Origin of the sequence: Nosocomiicoccus ampullae, from assembly GCF_019357495.1 — a bacterium.
In the GTDB taxonomy this organism is placed as follows: Bacteria; Bacillota; Bacilli; order Staphylococcales; family Salinicoccaceae; genus Nosocomiicoccus; species Nosocomiicoccus ampullae.
In genome coordinates this window covers 861361-886182 of record NZ_CP079110.1, presented here as the reverse complement: position 1 = coordinate 886182, position 24822 = coordinate 861361, and the positions used below count along the sequence as shown (strand labels likewise).

Here is a 24822-nt window from a genome sequence, read left to right as displayed (position 1 = left end):
TTTTTGTAAAATGAAAGGTATATGGATATGAAGCAATAGTTAAACCATATAAAAGAAATAATAACTTATGCTATTATAAACGGTAATAGTGTTTCTATAGAGGTGAATGTAGTGGGGAAGTTTTTAGATTTCTTCTTTTCTAAAAGAAGTCGTGAGGATCGTGAGCGTGATGGTGTTTTATCGCTTAGAGAGAAGCTCGAGAAAGATTATCGTGAAGATGGATACAATAAAATTCCGTATATTTCATCTGAAGGTGATGCGCATAATCTGTTAAAGCAAATTAAATTGTCTAACACGTTATTGCCGCATAAATCGTATATGACGTTTATTAATGATGACGAGTTAGTGTTCGGGCACGTCGTTATGCTTTGGTGGGTTAAGAATGTGAATCGTAAACGCGCACCGAAGTTCTTCTCACAGGAGTATGGTTTAAATTTTAAAGAAGAATTAAAGTGGTTAAAGACTTTAGGTTTTGTTGATGAAGAAAATGTGTTAACCAAAAAAGGTGAAGACATGTTGAATAGTCATACGGATATCATTGAACATCATAAAGAGAAATTTAAGTAAGGTTGCTAGGTTAATCTAAACTTATTTAACAAAAATTCTCGGAATATGATAGATATATCAGGATAATTAACATATTTTAGAATGTAGGACTGATTTTTGTTAAATATATCTTTTTATCTAACAAAATTGAAGGCAAATAACTAAAAAGTGTTAAATAAAACTGTTTATTTAACAAATATCATACTAAAAGCAATGATTATGTTAAATATAAGCACTTCTCACTATAAGAGAAGTGCTTTTTTACCGGTTATACCGATATTTTTACCACTTACGAACTTTTTAACTATAATTTTTAATTAAATTGTATACTGAATTTAGCAAGTGAGGGAGGGGCTGAAATTGAAGGTTAATCTTATTATTGATAGTAGTTTAGAAGAAGATGAAGTACAAGTACACGCGCAAAATGCTACTACTGGCGCACGGGTCTTGTCATATGTCGATCATTTTACAAAAGATAAGGAAAACATCACCGTGAAATCTGATGATGAATTTACCGTCATTAAAAAGATGGATATCGTTTGTGCGGAAATCCATAACAAAATCCTGACGATTTATACGAGTAAAGAAACAGTACAAACGTATAAAAGTCTCACGATGTTTTTAGATGAATTGAACTCGAATACATTTATGCAAGTATCGAAGTTTGAGTTGTTGAACATACAGATGATTAAAAAAGTCGAACCATCTTTTTCTGGGAATTTAATTGCAGTCATTTCGAACGGACAAAAGGTCAATATTTCAAGACGATTTGTATCAATTTTAAAAGAAAGGTTGGGGATTTAAATGTTAGGAAATGCATTAAAGTTTATGGTTCAATCTGTACTAATCGGGAGCTTTATCTATTTAGTTTCACTTATGATTTTAGACCCTTCGAAAGAAATTGTGTCAGTGTGGATCGCCTCTTTACTTATTGGACTTGCCTCTTGTGCACATTTAACTAAAATGCCACCACCTCTTGCTGGACTCATACAACTCGTTGTTGGTGCAGTTGCTTTCACTACTGTTGCGATCATGAACGGCTGGATTTCAGCAACTCTAACTGATATATCTTTCTATGCCGCTTCAATCGTTGTCATTATTTTAATCGTCCAAAGTATATTTATTATTATGGCAATTCGTGATAGTAAAGAAATTAACGAAAAATTAAATGATAAATAATATGCTTAGAGAACTTTTATATTGAAGGTGTTTCACGTTATACTAAATACTATACAAATATAACTAGGATGGTGCTTATGGGACTAAGAATTAATCATTTGACGAAAAAGTTCGGTGATTTTACTGCTGTAGATGATTTAAATTTTAATGTTCAAGATGGTGAAATGTACGGTTTACTCGGTGGAAACGGTGCAGGGAAAACGACGACGTTTCGTATGATTTTAAATATATTAAATCCGACAAGTGGCTCTGTGACGTTTAACGATAAAAAAATCGATTATAATTTTACGGATTATATCGGCTACTTACCAGAAGAACGCGGGCTACATCCGAAACTGACAGTCGAGGAACAAGTGCTTTACCTTGCGCAACTTAAAAACATGTCAAAACAAGATGCTAAAAAACAACTAGAATATTGGTTGGAACGTTTTAACGTATCTGAAAACATGAATAAGAAGATTGGTGCATTATCTAAAGGGAACCAGCAAAAGATTCAGCTTATTGCGAGTATTATTCATAATCCGAATCTACTTATACTCGATGAGCCGTTTTCTGGATTAGACCCGGTTAATGTAGAGTTGTTAAAAGAAGCTGTCAAAGAGTTAAATAAAAATGGTGCAACGATTATTTTTAGTACCCACCGTATGGAACATGTCGAAGAATTATGTGAATCAATTTGTATTTTAAAACATGGCACACAAGTTGCGGAAGGTTCGATTCAGTCAATTAAAGATGACTATAAGCAAAAAACGATATTAATTCGTGGTACGCATGACGTATCATTTTTAAAGGATTATCCAGGTGTTTTATCTTACAATGAGTCAAATGATTTAGTGACGTTAAAGATTGAAGATGAAACAATCGCGCAACCGATTTATGAGCGTATTACACCACTTGGTTACTTTAGTGAGTTTAGCGTAAAAGATCCGACATTAAACGAAATATTTATAAGTAAAGTGGGTGAGCGCGGTGAATAAATTTTTAGTGACGTTACTGTCGACGTATAAACAAAAGGTTAAATCAAAATCGTTTATAATCACGACATTGTTACTTATTGCATTCGTATTTGCAGGTATGAACTTCGACAAAATTTTAAATCTATTTGATAGTGAAGATGAAAAAACAGCCCTAACAATAGAAGCGACAGAAGAAGATAGAGAAGTTGTTACAGATGTCATTAAATCGTTCGATGATACGATTATTATAGAGTCAGAATCTAATAACGTACTAACAATTAACTCTGAAGATCTACCGATTAAAGCGACGTTAACTACTGACGAGGAATTATCTAACGATAACCGTCAAGCGATAGAAGTCGCACTCGATGAGTTAAATAAACTATACGTGTCAAATGCGATTGATATTTCTAAAGAAGATTTAGCTTTACTTGATTCAAGTGCAGATTTAACAGTAAAAAGTAGTGATCCTGACGATGAAACAGACGAAGCTGGATTTTTTGAAAGTGAGAACTTATTAAATATAGTCGTTATTTACGCTGTTATTATGCTTATGTTCTTTATCATCATTGGATATGCGAGTCAAATCGCAACGGAAATTGCTCATGAGAAATCATCACGAGTGATTGAAATGATTGTTTCAAGCATATCACCGACGCGTCATGTTTTAGCGAAAGTAAGCGCGATTATACTCGTATCTTTCACACAGATACTGATTGTGATTGGTTCAGGACTTATTGCATTTAAAATGTCTTCTCTAGAAGCAACATTATCAGACTTTGAACTAGTTTCAAATGAGCAAACTGTACCAATTATTGTTTACTCTGTCGTATTTTTAATACTCGGATTATTACTATACTTAATATTTGCAGCATTACTCGGATCATTTATATCACGTATGGAAGATTTACAACAAGGACTCATGCCACTCACATTTATTTCAATTGGTGGATTTTATATCGGTCTATTTAACATTATGAATAGTGACGGAACACTTCTTAAAATAAGTAGTTACTTCCCGTTCTTTACACCGTTTACAATGCCGGTGCGATTACTTAACTTAGATACATCGATGAGTGTAATATATATCGGCATCGTAATTCTCGCTATTTCAGTTGTATTGTTACTGTTCTTGACAACAACTGTATACAAACGCAACGTGTTAATGAATGATTCTAATATGTTAAAATCGATTAAAAAGATGAAAAACATGTAAAATAAATGCCGATGGGATATCCATCGGCATTTTGTTTAGTTAAATAAATTTTTAATTGAATCAATAAGTGATCTAAAGAAAGATTTAATTGACTCGATAAGTCCTTGTCCTTCTTCACTTTGAGAGAAATCTTTAATATCATTTCCTAAGTTTTTCGCTTGCTCTTTAGCATCTTTAAACGCGTCACTATCTTTAATTTGGTTAAGTAAGTCTTTTGAGCTATCTAAAATTTTACTTGCAGAGTCTTCATTAAAGAATCCGGAGTTTTTAATTTGAATGATAATATTAATAATCTGGTTTTTCTGATTATCTGTGATGACGTCTTGTAAACCGTTGTCTTTAAGTTTTTCATCGACAATTTGACGAACATCATCTTCAGTTAAGTCTTTACCATCGTTGATTTGGTTAATGATCGTAATTTTAATTTCAGTAATGGCTTTATTTAACTGAGATTCACTGTAGCCATCTTTACCTTCGTTTTCAGACGTGATATCTGAGATTGTGTTTAGTTCATCTTGAGCGTTTTTCGTATATTCAGTATTTAAACTTTCGCCTTGAACTTCGTATGCTTTATAGATTCCTGTTAACGCTGATTCTCCAGTAACGTCGTGTGGTGCAGCAATTGTTACGTCTGCATCAGTGACGCCAGCTGTGATTAGCGCGTTTTGGTAAGTCTCAGGGCTAATTTGTGTGATTTTACCGTAAGTTTCGTCGATGTCAATTTTTAACCCACCAGAGTTTTTCTCCATAATACGAATACTTGAGAATAAAATATTATCGTCGTATCTATAGTTAATATACTTTTCAGTATCATTACCGTAAACATAATCGACAATATCTGAATCTTTTGTACCAAGTAACTGAGTAATTTTTTCTTTATCCGGAGAATTTTCTAATCCCGCACCATATATCGTTACACTCTCTTTCCATTCTGAAGCAGCAAATGCTTTAGAAGATAAACTAAATGTAAGTAAAAGAGATGTTAAAATAAGTAACCACTTTTTCATAGTTCATACCTCTCATATATAAATTTGCTTTAAGAATACTATATTAACTAGCGATATACAAAAGATAAGGTATTTCATCTGAGTTAAAATGTGTTATCCTTATATAGAACATATGTTCGCTTTAAGGAGAGAACGCTTATGTATAACTATTATTTATGTCCAAAAAGAGAGATATTTTGTATCGATCAAAAAAGTTTTTTCGCGAGTGTATCTTGCTTGATGAACGGATGGGATCCAAAAACAACGTACCTTGCGGTCGTTGGTGATGTTGAAGAAAAGGGATCTGTCGTTTTAGCAGCGACACCAAAAATGAAAGAAATTGGTATTAAAACAGGGTCTAGACATTTCGAAGTTCCAAAAGCGGACCACATTAAAGTGATTAACCCATCGATGAAAACATATTTAACGTATTCAAAAAAAATAACTGAAATTGCGTTACAATATGTTGCGCCTGAAGATTTTCATCAATATTCTATCGATGAATTTTTTATGGATGTGACAGATAGTTATCATCTCTTTGCTGAAACACCGTATGAACTTGCAGAAATTTTAAAAGCACATATTTATAGAGAAACACTCATTGAATGTGCGATTGGTATTGGTGATAACGTTTTGTTAAGTAAAGTATCACTAGATATTGAAGCGAAAAAGATGCCAAATGGGATTACAGAGTGGCGATATCATGATATCGCTGAAAAGTTATGGCCGATTTCACCGCTTAGAAATTTTTTTGGTATTAATAAACGTTCAGAAAAGAAATTAAATCAGCGTGGTATTTTTACAGTGAAAGATTTAGCCCTTTACCCGGTAGAATATTTAAAAAAAGATTTCGGTGTGATTGGAATCGACTGGCATATGCATGCTAACGGTCTAGATTTTAGTAAGTTAAGCGAAAAATACAATGCAAAAAGTCCGACAATCGCTAAGAGTCAAATTTTAATGAGAGATTATGAGTTTCATGAACTATATGTCGTCATACTTGAACACGTCGATGAAGTTATTCATAGACTCCGGTTAATGAATCGTTTTGCACGCACGATTCAATTTCAAGTGACTACAAAATACGGTAAATCGTATCGTCAGCAGTTTACAATTGACGAAGGAACGCATGACGAGAACGAAGTGATGTTTGGTATTTGGATTCGTCTTAAAAAGATTGCAGATGAAAGTGCATTGTACCGAACGATTAGTGTAAGTTTAACGAACTTAATCAGCAACAAGTATATTCAAGGCAATTTGTTTAAAGAAAATGATGAAAAACGTGAACAATTATTAAAGACAATCGATGAACTAAAAATTAAATACGGAACATTAAGTGTGATGCGCGCGTTAAGTATGACAGAAGCATCGACGTTAAAACTTAGAGAGGGACTTATTGCAGGACATAAGCGCTAAAAACTTCACATAAATTATGCTATAATAATAGATTGGATATTCACTTAGAAATTTAGCTTTGAATAGAATAGAGTAGTGAAAAAATGCTATACTTTAAACGGAATTTAAAGAGAGCATTCGAAAAAGGATTGAAATTAATGGAGTTTGTAGAACTTACTGAAAGAGAATTTGAGCAATATACGACTGAACATTTTAGTCATTTTACTCAAACGTTAGATAATTACCGCTTAAAAGTAGAAGAAGGTACAAAGAGTTACTTCGTTGGTTTAAAACATAACGGTGAAGTAAAAGCAGCCTGTTTAGTTACGCTTGGCCGCGTTATGAAATTCTTTAACTTTGCGTATACGAATAGAGGACCTGTACTTGATTATTCTGATCATAGAATAGTTAAAGCATTTTTTAGAGGGTTAGAAGAATTTTTAAAAGATAAAAAGGTTGTTTATCTTCGTGTGGATCCATACGTCATTTTAAACGTGCGTGATCACGATGGTAATATTTTAGAAGAAAAAGAAAATGTGCAATTATTTGATTGGTTTAAAGAACTTGGCTACACACACGACGGATTCACTGTCGGATTTAGTAAAGACACTCAAATTAGATGGCACTCAACGTTAGATTTAAAAGATAAAACTGAAGAAGAAATCTTTAAAAATTTCGACCAACTACGTAAACGTAACATTCGTAGAGCTGAAAAAGATGGTATTAAAGTGAAATACCTCGGTTTAGAAGATATCGATATATTTACAGATTTTATGGAAGACACGAGTGAAATGAAAGAATTCTTCGATCGTGGACCTGCATTTTATAAATCTAGAAAGAAATATTTTAAAGATAATGTGATGATTCCACTTGCTTATGTCGATTTAGATGAATACGTTGATACTTTAGAAAAAGAAGTCGCTAAAATGCAAAAAGATTTAAATAAAGCAAAGAAGCAAGCAGATCGTCATCCAGATAATAAAAAAGCACAAAATAAAGTGAAAAACTTTAACGAACAACTCGCTAATATCGAGAAGAAATTTAATGAAGGGGTTAAACTACGTGAAACCCACGGTAAAGAACTCCCAGTTGCAGCGAGCTATTATATTAATACACCACACGAAGTTGCATATTTAGCAGGAGGCACTGCAAATGAATTTAGACACTTTGCTGGAAGTTACGCAATTCAGTGGGAAATGATTAAATACGCTTTAGAGCATGATGTAGACATTTATAACTTCTATGGTATTAGTGGTAAATTTACTGAAGATGCTGAAGATTACGGTGTCATCCAATTTAAAAAAGGATTTAACGCAACAGTTAACGAATATATTGGTGACTTTGTAAAACCAATTAACGGAACATTAGATAAGTTATATCACTTATTAAAAAGGTAGGAAGATAATATAATGAAGTTCGTACAATTAACTAATAAAGAATATGCAGATTTTATAGAATACGGAGGACACGAAAGTGCCTTCTTCCAGATGATTGAAAATAAAGATAACCGCTTAAATGACGGGCGTTTTGAAGTAGAATTACTCGGGTTAAAAGATAACGATGGAAACGTCTTAGCAGCAGGTTTATTTACAAAAGAGCCGACAATTTTAGGCAAATATTTCTATTATTCTAACCGTGGACCTGTACTTGACTATGATAACTTAAGTTTAGTACGTGCATATTTTGCTGGTTTAACTGAATATTTAAAAGAAAATAATGCGTCTTACGTAAAGGTTGACCCGAACTGGATTTATAAAAAATACGATAAGGACGTCGAGCCGTATAATGATTACGAAAATCGTGATGAGGTTATTCAGTTATTAGAAAATATGGGTTACGTTCATCAAGGATTTACAAGAGGTTACTCAAATACGTCACAAGCACGCTGGATGAGTGTCTTAGACGTGAGCAAATTTAAAAATGAAGATGAATTAGTAAAATCTTTTGATAACTTACGTAGAAGAAATATTCGAAAAGCAAAACGATTTGGAGTTAAAGTTCGTTTCTTAGAAGTAGATGAAATGGATATCTTTGTCGATATGTACTTACACACTGCAGAGCGTCAAGATTTCTTCGTGAATGAAGACCCTGAAAAGTACTTTAAGCAGTTTAAAAAAGCATATGGCGATAAAGTACTTGTCCCACTTGCTTATATTGAATTAGATCAATTTATCGACCAAACTGAAAAAGAAATTGAGAAATTAGAAAAACAAAAAGAAAAGCAAGAACAAAAAGAAAACCAAAACAAAAAAACATTAAATAAAATTAAAGAGTTAGAAAGAAATATTGAAGGTCACGTAAACGATCTTGAAAAATCGAAAGAATTTAAAGAAGTACACGGTAACGTATTAAATCTCGGTAGTGGAGTATACTTTGTAACACCTTACGAACTCGTCTATAACGCAGGAGCGTCAAGTGAAGAGTTTAATATGTTTGTAGGACCATATATGATGCATCTTGAGATGATGAAACATGCAATGGACCACGATATTGCTCGCTATAACTTCTACGGTGTATCCGGTGACTTTAGTGAAGACGGAGAGGACTACGGTGTATACCGCTTCAAACGTGGATTTGATGCTGAAATCGAAGAGCTTGTTGGTGACTTTGTGAAAGTGATTAATCCTGTTGTTCATAATGCGTTTAAAGTAAAAGTGAAATTAGAGCAAAAACTCGGTAAAAGATAGTAAAGGGTGCGAGTCTAATGAAAGTTGAAGAAATTTCTGAACAAGAATTTTATACGTTTATGAAAAACTATAATGATATGTATCATTTTATGCACGACGAATTATATTATGATTATGTTAAAGAGCATACAAAAACATATTTACTCGGCTTAAAAGAAGAAGCAAATCTTATCGGCGTATCATTAATTAGTGAGTATCCTTTTTTAAGATCATTTAACGCGATGTCTACGCATTCTGGTCCTGTGATTGAAGACTTTACAAATGAAAAGTTAGAACGCTTTATAAAAGGAATTGATGATTTCGCAAAATCTAAAGGTGCAGTTACTCTTACATTTTCTCCGTATACAATCTATCAAATGAGAAATAGAGATGGGAATGTAATAGAAAATGATCCAAAAAATAACAAAGAAATTATAAGGATATTCTCTAGAAATGGATTTAAACACCACGGATTTACGAGACAAATGATTTTTGGAGAAAGTATTAGATTTCTATCCGTTGTAGATATTAGTGGTAGTCTAGATGAAATTTTAAAAAATATGGACCGCACAACTCGTTACAATACACGCCAAAGTGAAATGCTGCCGTTAAAGCTTAAATATCTTGATGAATCAGAATACGACCGCTTCATAGAAATCTATAAAGATACAGAGGCGCGACTAGGATTTGACGAAATTCCAGAGTCGAGAATTAAAGCACAGTTGAAAAGTTTACAAGATAAGTCGTATATCGTGTTATCACAAATTGATCTTGATCAATATATCGATGAGTTAACGAAAGAGTTAAAAGAATTAACCGAAGCGCTAAAAGAATTAGAACAAAAAGAAACGATTACGCGCGGTGAAAAGAAACGATTAAATGAACAAAAAAATCTCGTGAAAAGTAGAGAGAAAAGACTTAGAGAAGCTGAGAAACATCGAGACGAATATGGCGGTTTAATCGACTTATCTGTCGGTATGTATTACTACAACAATAATGAAATGGTCTATTTATACAGTGGTAGTTATCCAGAACACTCTCAGTATTTAGGAACAAACTTCGTGACATGGGAAATGATTAAAAAAGCAAAAGAACTTGGTCTTGAGCGTTTTAATATGTTTGGAATCACAGGTAACTTCCATGAAGACGCAAGTGATTACGGTGTATTTAGATTTAAACAAGGATATAACGCATCAATCGAAGAACTACCTGGAACATTTTCAATTGTAAATCGACCAGTCATTTATAAAGCGAAAACCTTAATCGATAAAGTAAGATAAAAAGAGAAGCACAACTAGTGCTTCTCTTTTTGTATTGGACGTGATTTGATTCGTTATCATAAGAGTTGGTGTAATAGGTAACTATTACTTATGATAAATCACCCGCTAACCAAAGAGATAGTGTAATAAGATACTATTACTTATGATAAATAGTCCGTTAACCAAAGAGATAGTGTAATACCACACTATGACTTGCGATAAATAGCCTACTAACTGAAGAGATAGTGTAATATGATACTATCATTTATGATAAATAGCCCGTTAACCAAAGAGATAGTGTAATACCACACTATGACTTGCGATAAGTAGCCCACTAACTGAAGAGATAGTGTAATAAGATACTATTACTTATGATAAAACACCAACTAACCAAAGGGATAGTGTAATACCACACTATGACTTGCGGTAAGTCGAGTTATGATCATGTTCTTTATCGAATATCTCTTGTATATTTTTAAATGCTCTAGAGTTTTTAAGACTACTATAGATGACTACCGCGATGATTCCACCGATAATTGTCGCTCCGACGAATCTCGGTGTGTATAAAAACCATACTGCGTTTGAATCAAGATCCATAAAAATTTTCATAACTGGTACTGAAATAATCGAACCGATAATTCCTGTGCCGACAAACTCACCGAACCATGCACCGAAGATTGATTTTGATAATTTATAGCCAATTCCAGCTAAAATTGCACCAAAGACCGCACCTGTTAGTGCTAGCGGTGGAATTCCGAATATAATCATTCTTAAAATCGCTGTCACAAGGGCAATGAGTGTCACGTAAAATGTACCAAAAGTTGCAAATATAATGTTAAAGACTGTCGACATTGGTGCCATACCTTCAATTCTAATAATTGAAGACAATACAGTATTTAACGCGATACATACAGCGAGAATTGTAAGTTTTTTTGTGGACATACTATAATTTAATCCAATCTTCTTGTTTATATGCCATATCAAAGAATAAGTACTCGAATCTAACACTCATAAAGAACGCGTTTAACATTCTTTCTTTTTGGTCATCGTTTGCTTTGTCGTATAATTTATCGCATAAATCGATATGTCTTTCAGTTAAATTGTTAAACTCGTCTGTGACGTACGTATCAATCCAGCTTTGATAAATTGGTACAGGTGATTGATGTTTAATTAATTCTGCACCGATATCTTGGTATAACCACGGGCATGGTAATAGTCCAGCAACCGCAACACCGATGTAATCTTCAGATTCTACAATTTGTCTATACATATGAGCAATGTAATGATCTGCAGTTGGTGCAATTTCTGTGTTATCAAATTCTTCGTCTGTAATGTTTTTTTCTTTAAAGAACTCTTCACGAACTGCAATTTCTCCTGCTTCTAGGTCTTCTTTGTTTTTAAACATAATATCTTTTACTTCGTTGCTTTCTGCACGGTCTCCAATTTCTCCAAAAAGACGAGAAAAGTGGATTAAGTAGTAACCATCTTGAATAAGATAATATCTAAATGATTCCTCACTTAATGAACCATCTGCCAAGCCAGTCACAAATGGATGATTGTGACTTCCATCCCAAAATTGTTTTGATAATTCGCGAGCTTTCTCACTGAACTTCATATTAAATATTCTCCCTTTTATTTGCACAAAAAAAGCTCCGTTAGAGGAGGCTTGTGAAATAAATGCATGCGAAATAAACATGATATACACAACACCTACGCTAGTATTACCTAGATCAGATTGTGGGTCAGGTCTTACCTTTCTCAGCCGAAGCTCCCCATGTGCTTATATTTGATTACAACTGAAGTGTACTATAGTTTTTATCTTTTGTCTTATAAATATAAAATAAAAATTGTTGACAACTGAATATTTAGTCTTTAGTATAATATATACTTATTCGTAAAAGTAAAAATAGTAGCTGTAGCACTCAGAAAACATGTGGTTGATGGAAACATGTACAATATTATTTTGAATTGGGCGAATAATAGTTAACTTAATAATAAGAGAAGCAATTAAGGTGGCACCGCGAAATAATATCGTCCTTACGAATTATTCCGTGGTGCTTTTTTAGTTGAATGAGTGAACAGTTTTACTGTTAATATAGGTGGCACCGCGCATTTTGCGTCCTTTTTAGGATTCAAAATGTGCGTTTTTTATTAGGGAGAGTGATGACAATTTTATTAAATACATATTGTGAATTTAAATTTAAACGATGGCGTCATCGTGATAAATCTAAATAATATTAAATTTAAGGAGAATAAAAACATGAATACTATTAATAAAATTCAAACTGAAGCAGATCAAAACGGATTTTTCGGAGAATACGGTGGTGCATTTGTACCTGACGCATTAAAGTCAGCGATGGCAGAGTTAAAAGAAGTATATAACGAATTAAAACACGATGAATCATTCCAAGAGGAATTGAACTATTATTTAAAAGAGTATTCAGGTCGAGAAACGCCACTTACATTTGCAGAAAATTTAACAACAACACTCGGCGGCGCTAAAATCTACTTAAAGCGCGAAGATTTAAACCATACAGGGGCACATAAAATAAACAATGCAATCGGGCAAGCGTTAATCGCAAAACGTATGGGTAAAAAACGACTCGTCGCTGAAACAGGCGCAGGGCAGCACGGTGTTGCAAGTGCAACAGTTGCAGCAATGTTTGATATGGAAATCATAATTTTTATGGGTGCTGAAGATATGCGTAGACAACGCTTAAACGTTTTTCGAATGGAGTTACTCGGTGCAAAAGTTGTCGCAGTAGAAGAGGGCAACCGTACGTTAACTGAAGCAGTCGATGCTGCACTTGAATACTACGTTGAAAACGTCGATGACACGCATTACTTACTCGGAAGTGCATTAGGTCCAGATCCATTTCCAACAATTGTCAGAGACTTCCAAAGTGTTATAGGGCAAGAAATCAAAACTCAAATATTAGAAAAAGAAAATAGACTACCTGATGCTATAGTGGCATGTATTGGTGGCGGATCAAATGCAATTGGTACAATGCATCCATTTATCCTCGATAAAGACGTTAAACTATATGGCGTTGAAGCTGCAGGTAAAGGATTTGAAACAAATAAACACTCAATGGCAATTAATAAAGGAAGTATTAACGTATTACATGGGACAAAAATGTATATGACTAGTGACGATGCCTACAGTATCTCTGCAGGTTTAGATTATCCAGGAGCTGGACCTGAACATTGCTATTATCATGATATTGGACGTGTAACATACGAATACGCAACAGATGAAGAAGCACTAAATGCATTACAAATACTATCTAAAACAGAAGGAATCATTCCTGCGTTAGAAAGTTCACATGCAGTTGCATATGCATTAAAACTTGCACCAACGATGGCTAAAGATGACATACTCGTCGTGACAATATCAGGCCGTGGTGATAAAGATATGGAACAAGTTATGGATTATTTAAATAAATAAGCAAAATGTATTCATCTTTAGTCGAAAGATTAAAGATGAATACATATATTATGTAAACTTTATAGTGAATAATAAAACATATAGCAATAGATTATATAAGTAAACCTTAATATAACCATATATAAAGTATTTAATATAAATAGCTGTAACTTAATGTAATTCATAAGAAATACCATATGTAATCATTAAGATTAGCTTAATTTATGAATTAATTACGTATAAAATCTAATTTTAATATATTTATATTAAATCCGTATCAATATATGAATTGATATATAATATAAGTTTCAATCCATAAAATTAACAAGAAGATATTTTTATTTACAAAATTAACATGAATTACAGTAAAAATGATTACATTTAAGCAGTCTAAAAATAAGCCAAATTTAGTGCTTTTTGACCGTTTTTAGACCCTAAAGTTTACATAACATATATTATAGGAAGTTGTATTATAAACGATAAAAGTCCTCTCTTCTACCTTGATTTATTAGTATTTATCTTGTATTTTGCATGTTTTTTAAAGTTTCTTTTATTTTCTGTCTAATATGTAAGAAATTAATAAATATTTTACGTTTAGTTTTATCGATAATAAAAATAAACAGCACTTAAATTTTAAATAAGTGCTGTTTATCTATATCTACTAACTTATTGTCACTTTATATAATATATTAATCGTACATTTCTTCTTTACGTCTCGCATACTCTCCTGAATCATATGCGCGTTGTGCAATCTTACCATCTTGGTATTTCGTGTAAATATAAAGAATCATCGCTATCCATATAAATGTAAAATCTATAAATTCGTCCATACTAAATTGCTCTTTAAAGATAAATATATAGTGCTTTTTTGCACTCACACTAAATAATAATAACGGAATAATTATTACTGCACCAGACAATAGTAGCCGGTACGTCGATGTGGTATATCCAATATTAAATTTTTTCACTTTAAAACCCCTTATATTCGCGTAAACATACGCATATAAAGGGTTCTGAACGCGTTTAAAGAGTTCTTAAAAATACTATTCGTTTGAGAACAAGATTAATTTTAATACTAGATTCATAACTAATCAATAATATTCTTAAATTCATTAGACGATTAGTTTAAAAGTGTTTAAAATTGAAGAAACAGGAGGTAAATATAATCAAACTCGGTATTGTTACTACACCAAATGAACAGACTCAATTATTATTAGATGATTTAGCTGATTTAGAAAATAAATTATCCAATAAATTAAATAAAAACGTGAAAATCGATTATAAAATAGATCCAGTTATCGGAACCTCAGAAGATATCGAAAACGGACGACCTAAATTAGAAAAAATTAGAAAAGAAAATAATTGGGATTATTTAATAAATATCACCGACCTACCTTATATTGAAAAAGGTAAAACATTAAAATATTTACTAAAAGATAATATAATGACGATATTTATTCCAGCATTAGGATTTTTTAATTTAAAAAATAAACAACTATCAATGTTAGAAGACTTTTTAAAAAATGATATTTTAAATAAAGAAAATCCAACGACTAATCGATTAAAATTAATTATTGGTATGACCCTATTAAACAAACCATGGAAAGGCGTTGGAAACTTTAAAACAATTATATCTCTCGCTTTTGCGACGGGGACTTATATTTCTATATTCTCAATGCCTTGGGAATTGAGTGTCGTATATAGTAAAACACGACTCACTATTCTCTCGTTACTCGCAATTATTGGTATGATTATATGGTTAATATATGCTCATAAATTATGGGAGAAAAAATCAAGAGTAACTGATGAGAAATATAGAAGTATTTATAACCTAACGACATTCTTCACTTTATTAATTACGACAGTTATTATATATTCCATCAACGTCATATTACTTACAGTTAGTATTTCTCTATTTGTGCCGATCGAGTTATTTTTTGAATCGACAAGTGCGAACAAAGATTCAATTATTTCCTACTCATTGAGACTTGTTTGGTTTGTTGCTTCACTTACAATTTTAGCAGGAGCATTTGGTTCTACAGTAGAGGATGAAAATAAAATTCGGTTTATAACATATTCTTATAGACAAAATTACAGATATAATATGATAAAAAAAGAACAGGAGGAACAAGATAATGACTAATCAATTGATTGGACTTGTGACTTCTACGGGGTATGCGTCTAAAATTGCTCAAGATGTACAAGATAGTTTAGATATTGAAAATATTGAATTTGATATAAAGTCGAAACAATTTATTGAGAAAGCATCGAATCTAGCAGATATATATGAAGCGGTTGAAGAAATGATTGACAATGAAAAGTGGTCAAAAGCTATTATCATGACAGACTTACCCCTATTTGATAACAATAGGACAATTGCTGTTGATATAAATAACGATTATAATATTTCAATGATTTCACTTCCGGCATTTGGTCCGATATTTATATCAAAAAAATTAAAAGAAACAATTGAAAATCTAGTTTATCAAATGAATGAAACAGAAAATGATATCGATCTATATAAAGATAAAACTACGAAAGAGTCTAATATTAAAGTGAGGAAAGATCGTAAACCGCACGAAAGATTTTTATTAAAAGATAATAACTTTTTCAAGTTATTTGTAACGATGACACTTTTAAATAACCCACTCAATATGATGAGTAGTTTAAGCAGTGTAGTTGCTGTCGCTTTTACAACTGGTGCGTTTGGTATGGTATTTTCGACGATGTGGAATTTATCGAATTCATTTAGTGTCGAAAGAATGATTTTAATTAATTTAGTTGCAATTATTAGTATGACGACATGGATTATGATTGCACACGATTTATGGCAAACAACGAATAATAAAGATGAAAAAGAAATTATAAGACTTTATAATTTAACAACATTAAGTACACTAACGATATCGATTATAACGTTTTATATTATTTTATATTTAATGTTTTTAATCGCATCTATTATATTATTACCAAGTGAATTTTTACCATCTCAGATTACTGTAATTGAAACGGACAAAGCTGGTTTAACAGTTTATCTAAGAATCGCCTGGTTTGCAGCGTCTATAAGTACGTTTGCAGGTGCAATTGGTGCCGGATTAGAAAGTAGAAATAAAATACGAGAAAGCACATATGGATTTAGACATTACCGTGCACAAAATACGAGAGAAGATTAAATTTTCAGTCTTCTCTCTTTTTTTATACAGAAATCAATGTATAATAGTGATATAGTTCGAAATTCGAAAGGATGATAATATGTCGCTACCATTAAGAAGCGAAGTAAACAAAAAGTATACTTGGGATTTAACAGATTTATGTAAAAATGATGAGGAAGCTAAAGAAAAAAGTGAATCATTAAGGCAAGAAATAGAATCTTTTAATAGTAAATATAAAGGTCATTTAGAAAGTGTAGAAACTGCTCTTGATGCAATTGATGATTATCGTAAATTACTGGAAGACTTAGTTATTATAAGTACATATTCAAATTTAAAATTGTCGAGTGACCAAGGTGATGGTGATGCACAGAAGCTAGCAGGTATTATCGGTACAACTTCTACTCTATTCTCAACAGAAACTTCATTTTTAACGAGTGAATTACTGAATAATGATGAGTCTTTCTTAAATGAAATAAAAGATAACAAGAAAGAATATACAGGGTTTATAGATGAATTATTGAGAGTTAAACCATATCAATTAGATCCAAACGTGGAAAAAGCACTCGCAAGCTTTAATAACGTTTTTAGTGGACCTTATGAACTGTATTTAAAAACGAAATTACTAGACTTAGACTTCGGTTCGTTTACCGTAGATGGTAAAGAATATCCACTTTCTTATTTATCGTTTGAAGGTGAATTAGAATCTCACCGTGACGAAACAGTTAGACGTACTGCGTTTAGACAGTTTAGCGATGTATTAAAGAAATATGAAAATACAACTGCTGCGACGTACGATTTACATTTAAAACAAGAAAAAGCTGAAGCTGATTTAAGAGGTTTTGACTCTGTCATCGATTATTTACTTCATGAACAAGACGTATCTAGAGAATTATACGACCGTCAAATTGATACGATTATGAAAGATTTAGCACCACATATGAGACGTTACGCAAAACTTTTACAAAAAGAAAATAATATTGAAAATATGAAGTTTGAAGACTTAAAAATTTCACTAGATCCAGATTCAGAACCAGAAATTACAATTGAAGACTCTCGTAAATATATACTCGACGGCTTAAGTATCATGGGTGACGATTACATCAATATGATTAATCGATCTTATGATGAAGGCTGGATTGATTTCGTATCAAATAAAGGTAAATCAACAGGCGCATTTTGTTCAAGCCCATACGGTGTACACCCGTACATCTTAATTACCTGGACGTCATTGATGGAGGAAGTATTTGTACTTGCACATGAACTTGGTCATGCAGGTCATTTCTATAATGCAAATAGAGAAAACAACATATTCGATACACGCCCTTCTCTATACTTTATCGAAGCACCATCAACTTTAAACGAAATGCTAATGGCTAACCATTTATTGAAAACAAGCGATAATAATCAATTCAAGCGCTGGGTTATTAGTTCTATAATATCAAGAACGTATTACCATAACTTTGTTACACACTTATTAGAAGCGGCGTATCAACGTGAAGTTTATAAGTTAGTAGACAACCACGAAACAGTTACAGCTCAAGATTTAAATCGAATTAAACGTGAAGTATTAGAAGAATTCTGGGGAGATGACGTAGAAATTACTGAAGGTGCAGAACTCACTTGGATGAGACAACCACACTACTACATGGGATTATATCCATATACGTATTCTGCAGGTCTTACGATTTCAACAGAAGTATCTAAACGAATTTTAAACGAAGGACAATCTGCAGTAGATGATTGGCTAGAAGTATTAAAACTTGGCGGTAAGAAAAATGCAGTAGAACTCGCAAAACATGCAGGTGTAGATATCACAACATCAGAACCACTAGATAATACGATAAAATATATTGGTGAATTAATTGATGAACTAGAAAGATTATCATAAGTATTATACCCCTTATCCCTTGATATAATAAGTATCAAGGGATATTTATTTGACTAAATCAACTAATAAATATTATCATTGACTTAGTCAAATATAATAGAAGGTGATTGTATGGACGTAGAATTTATTAGTGAATTTGAAGATTTTAATGAGTTTTTAAACAAATTAAATAATGAATTAAAATTTTCAAATAATAACTATAATCAAGCACAAATTGAAGTGCTAAATTTTCTATCAAACAACAAAGATGTTACTGCAAAACAGATTGAAGAGGTATTAAATATCGACAGAGGGTTTTTAAGCCGTACTCTTAAGAGTTTGCAAAATAATAAACTTTTAAAGAAAACACAGTCAAAAAAAGATAAAAGAATATACATACTAAATATCAGCCCAAAAGGTAAAGTTGTATTAGAAGAATATCGTTCTTTAAAAATAATAAAGTACGATGAAGTTTTTGATCACCTTTCTGAAGAAAAGAAAGAAGAGTTTATAGAAGTACTAAAACAGGCGATGCAGATTTTCAATAATAAAAGTTATTCACCTATTCTATTAGAAAATGAAAGTACTTTAGAATACGTATTTAATAAAGATAATGTAGTATGGCAAGCTAAAAATGATAAACACATCATTACTACTCTACTTTATAAACGTGTAAATGAATGGACGGTAGAGTTGGAATTCATATCTCTAGTTGAAGATTTAAAAATCTTTAAAGATTTAGTCAAAAAAGCAGTGAATTATGCATATGATAACTTTGAAAGTCATTTAATTATGTATGTAGATTATAATCATAATAAGTATATTTCAATAATGTCAGATTTAGATTTCATAGAAACTGAAACACTAGAGAATAAAATAAGATTTGATCTCTTCTTATAAAGTTAACATAATAATATTATAGTAAAAAAAGAGCGTTTATTCACGCTCTTTTTTAATGTATGTGCCCTCTTTATCTTGAGTAATTTTTCCTTCTTTCATTAACCCACCAAGCGCACGTTTAAAACTTGCTTTAGAAATATTAAATATCTCTTTGATGTCCTCTGGTGATGATTTATCATTATAAACCATTGATCCACCATTCATGAGTAAATATTCATAGATTTCTTCAGCATCTGTATTAATTTTTTTATATGCTTTTTCTATAAAAGAGCCGTTCATCTCATTATGCTCATTAAACCCGATAACTCTGACTTTTACTGCTTCACCGAGTCTTGGCTCTTCTTGACGTTCTGATTCATGGACAAATACTTTGTACCCTTCATTCGTTATTAAGAACGAACCAACTTTAAGTAATCGATATGGTCTCGCGTCTAACCAAGTATTACGATGGAGTTTAAATGCTTCTTCGTCAAATGGTTGTGACATTTCTCTCGCCTCAGTTTCAGTGATTAAGCGTCCGTATATTTGGTTGTCACTTTCTACTCGAAGTGTTGCCATAACTTTATCACCTGGTTTTGGCCATACTTTTTTTAGTTTTGGTAAGTCTTCATAAGGAATTAAAAAATCCTTTGGAGCATCTATATCGATGTAAACACCATCATATGTGATTTCACTTACTGGCACAAAGTCAAACTTGTCTCTTGTGATTTTAGGTATGACCGGTGAAGCGAATAATTCTCCACGTGTATTTGGATAAATAAACGCTGGTACGTCTTGGCCAATTTCATATTCTTCTTTTTGTAATGATTTATTCATTCGAATTATTTCGTTATCTTCAGTTTTAAAGTATAAAGTTGACCCTTCTATTTTATCTAACGTTAAAAATTGAGTCGTTCCTGATAATCTATTCATAAAATCTCCTAATCTATCTTATAATATATTAATCATAGCATATGTATAGTATAATTACGTGTATTAATAATTAAGGAGAATGTACATGTTACAAGTTAGTGATGTGAGTTTACAATTTGGAGATAGAAAATTATTTGAAGATGTAAACATAAAGTTTACCCCTGGTAACTGTTACGGACTTATCGGTGCGAACGGTGCTGGTAAATCAACGTTTCTAAAAATATTATCTGGAGAAATTGACTCTCAAACAGGTCACGTGACAATGGGTCCTAATGAACGTATGGCGTTTTTAAAACAAGATCATTTCCAATATGAAGACGAAATAGTTTTAGATGTTGTACTTATGGGACACGAGGAGTTATGGCAAATCTCAGAAGAAAAAAATGCTATTTACATGAAACCTGATTTTAATGATGAAGATGGTATGCGTGCTGCTGAACTCGAAGCTTTGTATGGAGAAAAAGGCGGTTATACTGCAGATAGTGATGCAGAAAACCTATTACATGGTTTAGGTATCGGGCAAGATCTTGTACATAAAAAGATGTCGGAGTTAGAAAACAGCCAAAAGGTAAAAGTGTTACTCGCTCAAAGCTTATTTGGTAATCCAGATGTATTACTACTCGATGAGCCGACGAACGGTTTAGATATTAAAGCCATTCAATGGTTAGAAGAATTTTTAATTAACTTTGAAAATACTGTAATAGTTGTATCCCATGACCGTAACTTTTTAAACAATGTCTGTACACATATCGCGGATTTAGATTATGGTAAAATTCAACTTTACGTTGGAAACTATGATTTTTGGTATCAATCAAGTAAACTTGCTAAAGAGCTAATGCAAGAACAAAATAAGAAAAAAGAAGAACGTATCGCTGAATTAAAAGAATTTATTGCGAGATTTAGTGCGAACGCTGCAAAATCTAAGCAAGCAACAAGTCGTAAAAAAATGTTAGATAAAATTGAACTTGACGACATAAAACCATCAAGTAGACGTTATCCATACGTCGGATTTAGTCCTGAAAGAGAAATCGGTAATGATTTATTACAAGTTAAAAATTTATCTCACTCTATTGATGGAAAAGAAATTTTAAAAGACGTCAATTTTACTATTAACCCTAACGATAAAGCAGTTATCGTTGGTGACAGTGAAATCCAAAAGACTGTACTACTCGACATATTAGCAGGTGTCATTGAACCTGATGAAGGTGAAGTCATTTGGGGAGTAACGACAACTCAAACGTATATGCCTAAAGATAATAGCGAGTATTTTGAAGGTGTTGAGTTATCACTTGTTGATTGGCTAAGACAATACGCACCTGAAGATGAACAAACAGAAACATTTTTACGTGGTTTCCTAGGGCGCATGTTATTTAGTGGTGAAGAAGCAAAAAAACACGCACACGTACTTTCAGGTGGAGAAAAAGTCAGAGCAATGTTGTCTAAAATGATGTTATCTAAAGCGAATGTTTTACTATTAGACGAACCGACAAACCACTTAGACCTAGAAAGTATTCAAGCAGTAAACGATGGTCTTATTAAATTTAAAGGATCAATTTTATTTACATCACATGACTTTGAATTCATTAATACAATCGCAAATCGAGTTGTTGAATTAAACGATGTCGGTGCTATGACAAAAGAAATCACTTATGAAGATTACTTAATTGAAAAAGGAATTTTAAATCAATATTAAAAAAATAACCTTTCCGTTAAATTAACGGAAAGGTTATTTTTTGCTACGAATTTATCTATAGTGAAATCTAATTAATTATATATTATAATTTTTCAACGTTAGTAGCTTGTGGGCCACGGTCGCCTTCAACGATTTCAAACTCTACTTCTTGACCTTCTTCAAGAGATTTGTAACCTTCTTCATTGATTGCTGAGAAGTGAACGAATACGTCGTTTTCACCTTCTACTTCGATAAATCCAAAACCTTTTTCAGCATTGAACCATTTAACTGTTCCTTGTTTCATCAATAAATCCTCCAAAAATATATTCAATATTCAGAAATGAATATTAACACATCCATTATATCCAGTGAAAACGTTTTTGTAAAGTAGATATTAAGACATTTTATAGTTTAGTTTATTTCAATTACTTTTTTGTCTTTGAGAACGACTAAAGAGTGATAGATTTGCATATCATCATCACAGTCATCACAATATTCAATCTCACAACAACTAAAAAATGCTGGAATATTGTACTTCCCTCTTTTTATGGATGGATATTTGTCTTCTAAAGATTTGTATATTTGATCATATTTTAATTTCATAGTCTCGTAATTATCAAATGTGTGAGATAATGTGACGTCTTCCCTCCATTCATCAAATAACCACCAGCCTTCGTAATCTGCAGTTATAATTACAATCTCATACATAAAAAATCCCCACTTATGTATATAGTCTAGTGAGTTTATTATATTCCTATTATTAGCAAATTCAAGTTTAAAGATTTATAATTATATTAAGACGTAATGAATGGAGAATAATTATGAAGGACAAATTTACGCATTGGTATGGAGTACTAATTGCTAGTCCTGTCGGTTTAATTACATGGTTATTAACAATTGGCGTGTTTGATTTAACAACGATGATCTCTGCACTAGTAACGGGTGGAACAGTTTTTTTATCTTACTTTTCTACTCAACAATTTACACTTCAAAAGTATTTAAACGAGCATGAATTAACACGCAGTGAATATAAATATATAAAAAAAGAGCTAAAAAGTGCGCGTGAAAAACAAAAAAGACTATTTAATAGTTATAAAAAAATTAGAAACTTTAGTGATATTAAATTAATATTCGATATAAACCGAGTAGTACGAGCAATTATGAAAAAAGTCCATAACGAACCAAAGCTATTTTATAATGGATTACAATTTTTTCACTCCAACTTAGATTCAGCCGTAAATATGGTTGAAATATATTTAGATCTTTACCGTTTACCAGGTAAAACAAAAGAAGAAAAAATAGAGTTAAATACTGCAAGACTACGATTACTCGATTTAAAAAGAAATCTAGAATTAGACCTTTCAGAAATTAATCGAAATGATTATAATCAGTTAAAAATCGAGCGTGCAGTACTAGATCGTACAGAGGGTGTAAACACTCCTCGACTTGAAAATAACGATAGTAAAATACGTATAAAAGATTTTAATGCGGAACTTAGTAACACACAAAAAGCAGGTGAATATATTGACAAAAAATAATACAAAAGATGAATTACTTGAAAGTCCATTTCAGCCAGTTGAAGCTGAAATCATTGAAGAACCGAAAAATGAATATACGACAACTTTTAAAGATGACGAATTTACAAAAGAAGAAATCGAACAAATTAAATCAATTAAAGATCAAATCGAACCACTCAACAATGATGCGTTAATTGCTTATGGAGCGAATGCGCAATCACAGTTATCAAAGTTTTCTCATGATATGTTAAATCAGGTACAGTCTAAAGAAATTGGTCCTGTTGGAGACTCTTTAAAACAACTTATGAGTAAGCTAAAAGAGATTGATCCTGAAGAACTTACTAAGCAAAATAAAAATGTATTTCAACGTCTATTTGGTAAAGTAAACCGTTCAGTGAATGAGTTACTTGCTAAACACAAAGGTGTTGCAAGTCAGGTTGATAGAATAAGTGTTCAGCTAGAAAGTTCTAAAGACTTACTCATTAGAGATGTTAATTTACTCGATAACTTATACGATGAAAATAAAGCATATTTTGAAGCATTAAACATTTATATAAAAGCTGCAGAACTTAAAAAAGAAGAATTAGAGTCTACTACCCTACCAGCGCTTCAAGAAAAAGCGAGTCAATCGAATAACCAAATGGCAACTCAAGACGTGAATGACATGGTTCAGTATATTAACCGTCTGGATAAAAGAATTCATGATTTAAAATTATCTCGCCAAATTACATTACAGTCTGCACCACAAATACGAATGATTCAAAATATTAATCAGTCGCTTGCAGAAAAAATTCAAAGTTCTATTCTAACGTCAATTCCATTATGGAAAAACCAAATGGCAATCGCTTTAACATTATTAAATCAAGAATCAGCTTCTAAAGCTCAAAAAGCAGTGACTGATACAACGAACGAACTACTTACTAAAAACAGTGAGATGTTGAAACAAAATGCATTAAGAACTGCTGAAGAAAATGAACGTGGTATTGTCGATATTGAAACATTAAAACATACACAAGATAATTTATTAGAGACAATTGAAGAGACGCTACGTATTCAAACTGAAGGTAAAGAACAGCGTCAACAAGCAGAAAGAGAACTTGTATCTATGGAAGAAGAGTTAAAAACACGTCTTTTAGATATTAAAGATAGATATAAATAAACGGAAAGGATTA

The 24822-nt window shown here is 32.0% G+C and carries 24 protein-coding genes; 17 read left to right on the top strand and 7 right to left on the bottom strand.

The features are described 5' to 3' along the window. The first annotated feature begins 111 nt into the window (after window positions 1–111). The 5 genes from KPF49_RS04565 (at window position 112) to KPF49_RS04545 (ending at window position 3897) form a co-directional block, all read left to right on the top strand. A complete protein-coding gene (locus KPF49_RS04565) occupies window positions 112–567 on the top strand; it encodes a hypothetical protein (RefSeq protein ID WP_183672779.1) in 456 nt (151 codons plus the stop codon). A gap of 339 nt (window positions 568–906) precedes the next feature. Continuing rightward, window positions 907–1350, top strand: a complete 444-nt coding sequence (locus KPF49_RS04560) for a LytTR family DNA-binding domain-containing protein (RefSeq protein WP_183672780.1) — start codon at window positions 907–909, stop codon at window positions 1348–1350. After that, window positions 1351–1725, top strand: a complete 375-nt coding sequence (locus KPF49_RS04555; RefSeq protein ID WP_183672781.1) for a DUF3021 family protein — start codon at window positions 1351–1353, stop codon at window positions 1723–1725. Window positions 1726–1802: 77 nt separating this feature from the next. After that, on the top strand, window positions 1803–2702 hold the full coding sequence (locus tag KPF49_RS04550; RefSeq protein ID WP_183672782.1) for an ABC transporter ATP-binding protein: 900 nt from the start codon (window positions 1803–1805) through the stop codon (window positions 2700–2702). Further along, entirely contained in the window at window positions 2695–3897 is a 1203-nt protein-coding gene (locus tag KPF49_RS04545) for an ABC transporter permease (protein ID WP_183672783.1), read from the top strand. The genes KPF49_RS04550 and KPF49_RS04545 overlap by 8 nt, the downstream gene beginning before the upstream one ends. Before the next feature lie 35 nt (window positions 3898–3932). On the opposite strand, the gene KPF49_RS04540 is transcribed toward KPF49_RS04545, so the two are convergent. Then, a complete protein-coding gene (locus KPF49_RS04540; RefSeq protein ID WP_183672784.1) occupies window positions 3933–4904 on the bottom strand; it encodes a DUF1002 domain-containing protein in 972 nt (323 codons plus the stop codon). 138 nt (window positions 4905–5042) lie between these two features. Between KPF49_RS04540 and KPF49_RS04535 the strand changes: the two genes are divergently transcribed. From KPF49_RS04535 to KPF49_RS04520, 4 genes are all read left to right on the top strand, one after another. After that, the gene (locus tag KPF49_RS04535) at window positions 5043–6299 is read left to right on the top strand and encodes a Y-family DNA polymerase (protein ID WP_183672785.1); all 1257 of its coding nucleotides are present in this window, start codon (window positions 5043–5045) and stop codon (window positions 6297–6299) included. A 137-nt stretch (window positions 6300–6436) separates the two neighbouring features. Continuing rightward, window positions 6437–7675: an aminoacyltransferase gene (locus KPF49_RS04530; protein ID WP_183672786.1), complete on the top strand. Its 1239-nt coding sequence runs from the start codon at window positions 6437–6439 to the stop codon at window positions 7673–7675. Between the two features lie 12 nt (window positions 7676–7687). Then, window positions 7688–8965, top strand: a complete 1278-nt coding sequence (locus KPF49_RS04525) for a peptidoglycan bridge formation glycyltransferase FemA/FemB family protein (protein ID WP_183672787.1) — start codon at window positions 7688–7690, stop codon at window positions 8963–8965. Window positions 8966–8982: 17 nt separating this feature from the next. Next, window positions 8983–10224: a peptidoglycan bridge formation glycyltransferase FemA/FemB family protein gene (locus KPF49_RS04520; protein WP_183672788.1), complete on the top strand. Its 1242-nt coding sequence runs from the start codon at window positions 8983–8985 to the stop codon at window positions 10222–10224. A 393-nt stretch (window positions 10225–10617) separates the two neighbouring features. Here the strand turns inward: KPF49_RS04520 and thiW are convergent, their stop codons facing one another. Together thiW and tenA are read right to left on the bottom strand one after the other, a co-directional pair. Beyond that, window positions 10618–11145, bottom strand: a complete 528-nt coding sequence (gene thiW, locus KPF49_RS04515) for an energy coupling factor transporter S component ThiW (protein ID WP_183672789.1) — start codon at window positions 11143–11145, stop codon at window positions 10618–10620. 1 nt (window position 11146) lies between these two features. Then, complete coding sequence (gene tenA / locus KPF49_RS04510) at window positions 11147–11818, bottom strand: thiaminase II (RefSeq protein WP_183672790.1); 672 nt, start codon at window positions 11816–11818, stop codon at window positions 11147–11149. A gap of 654 nt (window positions 11819–12472) precedes the next feature. On the opposite strand from tenA, the gene trpB reads away from it, so the two are divergent. Beyond that, on the top strand, window positions 12473–13651 hold the full coding sequence (gene trpB, locus KPF49_RS04505; RefSeq protein ID WP_183672830.1) for a tryptophan synthase subunit beta: 1179 nt from the start codon (window positions 12473–12475) through the stop codon (window positions 13649–13651). A gap of 668 nt (window positions 13652–14319) precedes the next feature. On the opposite strand, the gene KPF49_RS04500 is transcribed toward trpB, so the two are convergent. Further along, window positions 14320–14598 (bottom strand): hypothetical protein, encoded by a 279-nt coding sequence (locus tag KPF49_RS04500; RefSeq protein WP_183672791.1) that lies wholly within the window; start codon window positions 14596–14598, stop codon window positions 14320–14322. Between the two features lie 173 nt (window positions 14599–14771). Here KPF49_RS04500 and KPF49_RS04495 point away from each other — a divergent pair, with 173 nt between their 5' ends. The 4 genes from KPF49_RS04495 (at window position 14772) to KPF49_RS04480 (ending at window position 19549) form a co-directional block, all read left to right on the top strand. Continuing rightward, window positions 14772–15773 (top strand): 5,10-methylene-tetrahydrofolate dehydrogenase, encoded by a 1002-nt coding sequence (locus KPF49_RS04495; RefSeq protein ID WP_183672792.1) that lies wholly within the window; start codon window positions 14772–14774, stop codon window positions 15771–15773. Next, complete coding sequence (locus KPF49_RS04490) at window positions 15766–16803, top strand: 5,10-methylene-tetrahydrofolate dehydrogenase (RefSeq protein ID WP_183672793.1); 1038 nt, start codon at window positions 15766–15768, stop codon at window positions 16801–16803. Before KPF49_RS04495 ends, KPF49_RS04490 begins: the two co-directional genes overlap by 8 nt. A 79-nt stretch (window positions 16804–16882) precedes the next feature. Further along, window positions 16883–18670 carry an oligoendopeptidase F gene (gene pepF, locus KPF49_RS04485; protein WP_183672794.1) on the top strand — a complete coding sequence of 596 codons (1788 nt, stop codon included), beginning with the start codon at window positions 16883–16885 and terminating at the stop codon, window positions 18668–18670. 111 nt (window positions 18671–18781) lie between these two features. Next, window positions 18782–19549, top strand: coding sequence for a MarR family winged helix-turn-helix transcriptional regulator (locus tag KPF49_RS04480; RefSeq protein WP_183672795.1), 768 nt, complete (start codon window positions 18782–18784; stop codon window positions 19547–19549). Between the two features lie 36 nt (window positions 19550–19585). On the opposite strand, the gene KPF49_RS04475 is transcribed toward KPF49_RS04480, so the two are convergent. Further along, the gene (locus KPF49_RS04475; RefSeq protein ID WP_183672796.1) at window positions 19586–20461 is read right to left on the bottom strand and encodes a CvfB family protein; all 876 of its coding nucleotides are present in this window, start codon (window positions 20459–20461) and stop codon (window positions 19586–19588) included. Between the two features lie 85 nt (window positions 20462–20546). Between KPF49_RS04475 and KPF49_RS04470 the strand changes: the two genes are divergently transcribed. Beyond that, window positions 20547–22154 (top strand): ABC-F family ATP-binding cassette domain-containing protein, encoded by a 1608-nt coding sequence (locus KPF49_RS04470; RefSeq protein WP_183672797.1) that lies wholly within the window; start codon window positions 20547–20549, stop codon window positions 22152–22154. 82 nt (window positions 22155–22236) lie between these two features. Here the strand turns inward: KPF49_RS04470 and KPF49_RS04465 are convergent, their stop codons facing one another. Both KPF49_RS04465 and KPF49_RS04460 read right to left on the bottom strand, forming a co-directional pair. Continuing rightward, on the bottom strand, window positions 22237–22437 hold the full coding sequence (locus tag KPF49_RS04465) for a cold-shock protein (protein ID WP_183672798.1): 201 nt from the start codon (window positions 22435–22437) through the stop codon (window positions 22237–22239). 107 nt (window positions 22438–22544) lie between these two features. Continuing rightward, window positions 22545–22841, bottom strand: coding sequence for a DUF1033 family protein (locus KPF49_RS04460; RefSeq protein WP_183672799.1), 297 nt, complete (start codon window positions 22839–22841; stop codon window positions 22545–22547). A 113-nt stretch (window positions 22842–22954) separates the two neighbouring features. On the opposite strand from KPF49_RS04460, the gene KPF49_RS04455 reads away from it, so the two are divergent. Further along, window positions 22955–23671: a 5-bromo-4-chloroindolyl phosphate hydrolysis family protein gene (locus KPF49_RS04455; protein ID WP_183672800.1), complete on the top strand. Its 717-nt coding sequence runs from the start codon at window positions 22955–22957 to the stop codon at window positions 23669–23671. After that, the gene (locus KPF49_RS04450) at window positions 23655–24809 is read left to right on the top strand and encodes a toxic anion resistance protein (protein ID WP_246562815.1); all 1155 of its coding nucleotides are present in this window, start codon (window positions 23655–23657) and stop codon (window positions 24807–24809) included. The genes KPF49_RS04455 and KPF49_RS04450 overlap by 17 nt, the downstream gene beginning before the upstream one ends. The last annotated feature ends 13 nt before the right edge of the window (window positions 24810–24822 follow it).

Coding starts and splice junctions, on each gene's coding strand:
- KPF49_RS04480 (WP_183672795.1), top strand. CDS start 18,782: ATGGACGTAGAATTTATTAGTGAATTTGAAGATTTTAATGAGTTTTTA.
- KPF49_RS04550 (WP_183672782.1), top strand. CDS start 1,803: ATGGGACTAAGAATTAATCATTTGACGAAAAAGTTCGGTGATTTTACT.
- pepF (WP_183672794.1), top strand. CDS start 16,883: ATGTCGCTACCATTAAGAAGCGAAGTAAACAAAAAGTATACTTGGGAT.
- thiW (WP_183672789.1), bottom strand. CDS start 11,145: ATGTCCACAAAAAAACTTACAATTCTCGCTGTATGTATCGCGTTAAAT.
- KPF49_RS04475 (WP_183672796.1), bottom strand. CDS start 20,461: ATGAATAGATTATCAGGAACGACTCAATTTTTAACGTTAGATAAAATA.
- KPF49_RS04490 (WP_183672793.1), top strand. CDS start 15,766: ATGACTAATCAATTGATTGGACTTGTGACTTCTACGGGGTATGCGTCT.
- KPF49_RS04525 (WP_183672787.1), top strand. CDS start 7,688: ATGAAGTTCGTACAATTAACTAATAAAGAATATGCAGATTTTATAGAA.
- KPF49_RS04455 (WP_183672800.1), top strand. CDS start 22,955: ATGAAGGACAAATTTACGCATTGGTATGGAGTACTAATTGCTAGTCCT.
- KPF49_RS04555 (WP_183672781.1), top strand. CDS start 1,351: ATGTTAGGAAATGCATTAAAGTTTATGGTTCAATCTGTACTAATCGGG.
- KPF49_RS04470 (WP_183672797.1), top strand. CDS start 20,547: ATGTTACAAGTTAGTGATGTGAGTTTACAATTTGGAGATAGAAAATTA.
- KPF49_RS04520 (WP_183672788.1), top strand. CDS start 8,983: ATGAAAGTTGAAGAAATTTCTGAACAAGAATTTTATACGTTTATGAAA.
- KPF49_RS04465 (WP_183672798.1), bottom strand. CDS start 22,437: ATGAAACAAGGAACAGTTAAATGGTTCAATGCTGAAAAAGGTTTTGGA.
- tenA (WP_183672790.1), bottom strand. CDS start 11,818: ATGAAGTTCAGTGAGAAAGCTCGCGAATTATCAAAACAATTTTGGGAT.
- KPF49_RS04540 (WP_183672784.1), bottom strand. CDS start 4,904: ATGAAAAAGTGGTTACTTATTTTAACATCTCTTTTACTTACATTTAGT.
- KPF49_RS04460 (WP_183672799.1), bottom strand. CDS start 22,841: ATGTATGAGATTGTAATTATAACTGCAGATTACGAAGGCTGGTGGTTA.
- KPF49_RS04535 (WP_183672785.1), top strand. CDS start 5,043: ATGTATAACTATTATTTATGTCCAAAAAGAGAGATATTTTGTATCGAT.
- KPF49_RS04530 (WP_183672786.1), top strand. CDS start 6,437: ATGGAGTTTGTAGAACTTACTGAAAGAGAATTTGAGCAATATACGACT.